The following is a 3,928-nucleotide window of genomic DNA, read 5'->3' on the forward strand; positions in this document are numbered from 1 at the left end:
TGATATTGGACATTGGAAATTGGACATTTTTTTGACATTTGAACTTGGGATTTGGGATTTATTATAGAATGGATGAATTTTAAAACAGCCAAACATATAAAATACGATATACTGAATAGTTACCAATAATTTTTATCTCAGGCAATGTCTCTAAAATTTTACTTAGTTCAGTTTTGTATTTTAAGTCAGGCACCTTAACCTCCCTTATTACAAATTTTCATCTTAAATAACTGATTTTAATTTTGTTGTGTTTATAGTCTTATTATACAATGTAAATCTATCATAAATCAATACGAAGATAATTTCATATTGCCCTTTATTCCTATTCTAAGTAAAGCCAACCAATATATTATCGGGAAAGCCCTTTATTTTTTCAAGCAACAAAGGCAAAGGATTTCCCTTGTGCCTGATATAACTACTGCATTGGAACATTAAAAGTTAAATAATGTCTTTTTGCTTTTTATAGTATCTTGCATAAATTGTTGCAATATACAGTTAGACTAAAAGAGATTAAACCACGAAGGAGTAATTTCAATGTCCAATGCAAAATTAGCAATTATCAATTCAAAATTACCGTAAAGTTCATTTTGCATTTTGAGTTTTGCATTGCTAATTTTTAATTGAATTTCTTTCCTTTAATAATTTGCGTTACAATGCAATAGTAGGATTATTCTGATTTTTCAGAAGGTCTTTGATTTCTAACTCTAATTTAGATTCAGAAATACCATATGTTCTTAAAATTTTGGATTTGATTATTGCCTGATTAGCTCCACATTTTTCTTTCAAAAAAGGAATTACTGACTTTTTTATCATTACCTCCATTTCTCTACTCTCTACCTACCCCTGGCATAGCAATAATAATTTTTTCTCCTTTTTCTAGAATTATCCCACAGGCTGTGCTTATTGGGTTAGGAATAATTTTAGCTGATTGGGGAATCAAAGCCTGTTTGGTATTATTTGGAGGCATTTTTTCACCTCCTATTTCATTTGTTCAAAAATTCCCTCTTTGATGATTTATACAGATTTTTTTAGGGCATTTATGCTTGCTTGCTCCTTAGTAAAGCCAGCCCCTGCTATATCAATCGCATTCTTTTGGGCAATTATCTCACCTGTTTTAAGGAAGATAACATTTATATAAATATCGGCTGCCATTGATATGATATAAGGGATTTTTATTTATTGTTTAGGTATTTTTTTAAAAACCTCCCCGTATATGAATTTTTGTTTAAGGCTATCTCTTCTGGAATACTAGAGGCAACAATATAGCCACCCTCATCCCCTCCCTCTGGGCCTAGGTCAATAATGTAATCGGCTGTTTTTATAACCTCCATATTATGCTCAATGACCACAATGGTGTTTCCCATATCACGCAATCTGGCTAATACATCCAATAGCCTTTTTATATCCTCAAAATGTAGCCCGGTGGTTGGTTCATCCAAAAGATAGAGGGTATTTCCTGTCTGCCTTTTGGATAATTCCTCGGAAAGCTTAACCCTTTGTGCCTCTCCACCTGATAGAGTGGTTGCCGGTTGTCCAAGCTTTATATATCCAAGTCCAACATCAGATAAAACCTCTAATTTATGCTTAATTTGTGGGATATTTTTAAAAAAATCAAGGGCAACATCAACCGTCATATCCAGAACATCAGCAATATTTTTTCCTTTATATTTTATCTCTAATGTCTCTCTGTTATACCTCTTTCCTTTGCAGACTTCACAGGGGATATAAAGGTCAGCAAGAAAGAACATTTCAATCTTCTTTACACCCTCTCCACAGCAAGGCTCACACCTTCCACCACAAACATTAAAGCTAAACCTTCCTGGATTATACCCCCTTGCCCTGGATTCTGGTAGCAAAGAGAATAGCTCTCTTATTGGTGTAAATAATCCCGTATATGTTGCAGGGTTAGAACGGGGTGTCCTTCCTATTGGAGACTGGTCTATGTTTATTACCTTATCTATAAATTCAATGCCAGATAAGCCCTCATAATGACCTGGCTTTATTAAAGAATGGTGCAATATGGAAGATAATGCAGGATACAACGTCTCAGAGACAAGACTTGATTTTCCACTTCCCGATACACCGGTAATACAGGTAAGGACACCAAGTGGAATTGAGACATCTATATTCTTAAGGTTATTGTGGGATGCCCCATTTATCTTAAGAAACCTACATCCCTTCTTTCTTTTCTTTGGAACATCAATATACTTTCTTTTAGATAGATATGCGCCTGTTAGGGATTTTTCATTGTTTATAATCTCATCACAAGAGCCAGAAGCAACAATATATCCTCCACCCTCTCCTGCAGAAGGGCCTAGGTCTATAACAAAATCAGCAGACCTTATTGTCTCCTCATCATGCTCTACAACAACCACGGTATTTCCTAAGTCCCTTAAGTTTTTTAGGGTTTGTAATAACCTCTCATTATCCCTTTGATGCAAGCCAATGGATGGCTCATCAAGGATATACAAAACACCAACCAAGCCACTTCCTATTTGTGTTGCAAGCCGAATTCTCTCACCCTCACCACCTGATAGGGTTGATGCAGGCCTATCCAATGTAAGGTAATCCAGTCCAACATTAACAAGAAAGGAGAGCCTTGCTTTTATCTCTTTAATTATCAAAGATGCAATAAGGCTTTCGGATTCGCTTAATTTAAGGTTTGAAAAGAATGATAAGCTTGAAGCAATAGAGAAACCTGTAATTTGTGCAATGGATTTATTATCAATAAGAATGGATAGGCTCTCTTCCTTTAGCCTTGCTCCCTTGCAAGTAGAACAAGGGATATAGCTCATATATCCCTCAATCTCATTCCTTATATATTCTGATTTTGTCTCCCTATATCTTCTTTCTAAGTTTTGGATTATTCCCTCACTATACCAACCATCTCCATATAGAAAGAAATTTTGCACATTTTGAGGCAATTTTCCAAATGGAAGATTTGGCTTAAAACCATATTTCCTTGATAGCTCCTCAATTTTATTCTCTGGTCTATATCGCAGTGAAAGGGAGGGTTTAATAGCACCAGACCAGATGCTTTTATTCTTATCAACAACAAGCTCTGGGTCAATCTCCATCTTAAAACCCAAGCCTTCACAATTAGGACAGGCACCATATGGTGAGTTAAATGAGAATATTCTGGGAGATATTTCAGAATAGGAAACAGAGCAATCTGGACAGGATAGCTCAGACGAGAAAATAAGCTCCTCATTTCCTGCTATCACAATAAGCCTTCCCTTTGAAAGGGCTACCCCTGTCTCAACAGAATCAGAAAGCCTCTTTCTTATCCCCTCTTTAATTATTATTCTATCAACCACAACCTCAATGCTATGCTTTTTATTCTTATCAAGCCTTAAATTTTGTGAGAGATCCTCCATCCTTCCATCTATCCTTGCCCTTACAAATCCCTCCTCTTTTGCAAACCTTATAATCTCCTTATGCTCACCCTTCTTGGAAGAGACAAGGGGAGAAAGGATAGTGATTTTGGTATCACAAGGTAATGCCTCCAATTGGTCAGCAATCTCTGATGGGCTTTGCTTCCTTATGGGCTTTTTGCACTTATAGCAATATGGCTTTCCAATCCTTGCAAAAAGGAGCCTTAAATAGTCATAAATCTCTGTTATTGTCCCCACCGTTGACCTTGGGTTTTTGCTTATTGGCTTCTGCTCAATGGATATTGAAGGAGAAAGCCCTTCAATATAGTCAACATCTGGCTTTTCCATCTGACCTAGGAATTGCCTGGCATAAGCAGATAGGGATTCAACATACCTTCTTTGGCCCTCGGCATATAATGTGTCAAAAGCCAAAGATGACTTTCCAGAGCCAGAAAGCCCGGTGATTACTGTGAGCTTATTCCTTGGGATTTCTACATCAATATTCTTAAGGTTATGTTCCCTAGCACCTTTAATGATAATGTTTTCTTTCATAA

The 3,928-nt window shown here is 36.4% G+C and carries 4 protein-coding genes; all 4 read right to left on the bottom strand.

Translation table 11 applies throughout. The annotated features are described in order from the left end of the window. Positions 1 to 648: 648 nt before the first annotated feature. Genes AB1630_10950 through uvrA form a run of 4 tightly spaced genes read right to left on the bottom strand, consistent with a single transcriptional unit; the run spans position 649 to position 3,926 of the window. Positions 649 to 822, bottom strand: a complete 174-nt coding sequence (locus AB1630_10950) for a hypothetical protein (GenBank protein ID MEW6104309.1) — start codon at positions 820 to 822, stop codon at positions 649 to 651. A 4-nt stretch (positions 823 to 826) separates the two neighbouring features. Next, positions 827 to 967, bottom strand: coding sequence for a hypothetical protein (locus tag AB1630_10955; protein ID MEW6104310.1), 141 nt, complete (start codon positions 965 to 967; stop codon positions 827 to 829). Positions 968 to 1,014: 47 nt separating this feature from the next. Beyond that, complete coding sequence (locus AB1630_10960; GenBank protein ID MEW6104311.1) at positions 1,015 to 1,152, bottom strand: hypothetical protein; 138 nt, start codon at positions 1,150 to 1,152, stop codon at positions 1,015 to 1,017. A gap of 20 nt (positions 1,153 to 1,172) precedes the next feature. After that, on the bottom strand, positions 1,173 to 3,926 hold the full coding sequence (uvrA, locus tag AB1630_10965) for an excinuclease ABC subunit UvrA (protein ID MEW6104312.1): 2,754 nt from the start codon (positions 3,924 to 3,926) through the stop codon (positions 1,173 to 1,175). Between the last annotated feature and the right edge of the window lie 2 nt (positions 3,927 to 3,928).

It is taken from the genome of bacterium (genome assembly GCA_040753555.1).
Taxonomy (GTDB): Bacteria; UBA9089; UBA9088; order UBA9088; family UBA9088; genus JBFLYE01.

Excerpts from the sequence above, each read along its gene's own strand:
- AB1630_10950 (MEW6104309.1), bottom strand. The coding sequence starts at position 822 with ATGGAGGTAATGATAAAAAAGTCAGTAATTCCTTTTTTGAAAGAAAAA.
- AB1630_10955 (MEW6104310.1), bottom strand. The coding sequence starts at position 967 with ATGCCTCCAAATAATACCAAACAGGCTTTGATTCCCCAATCAGCTAAA.
- AB1630_10960 (MEW6104311.1), bottom strand. The coding sequence starts at position 1,152 with ATGGCAGCCGATATTTATATAAATGTTATCTTCCTTAAAACAGGTGAG.
- uvrA (MEW6104312.1), bottom strand. The coding sequence starts at position 3,926 with ATGAAAGAAAACATTATCATTAAAGGTGCTAGGGAACATAACCTTAAG.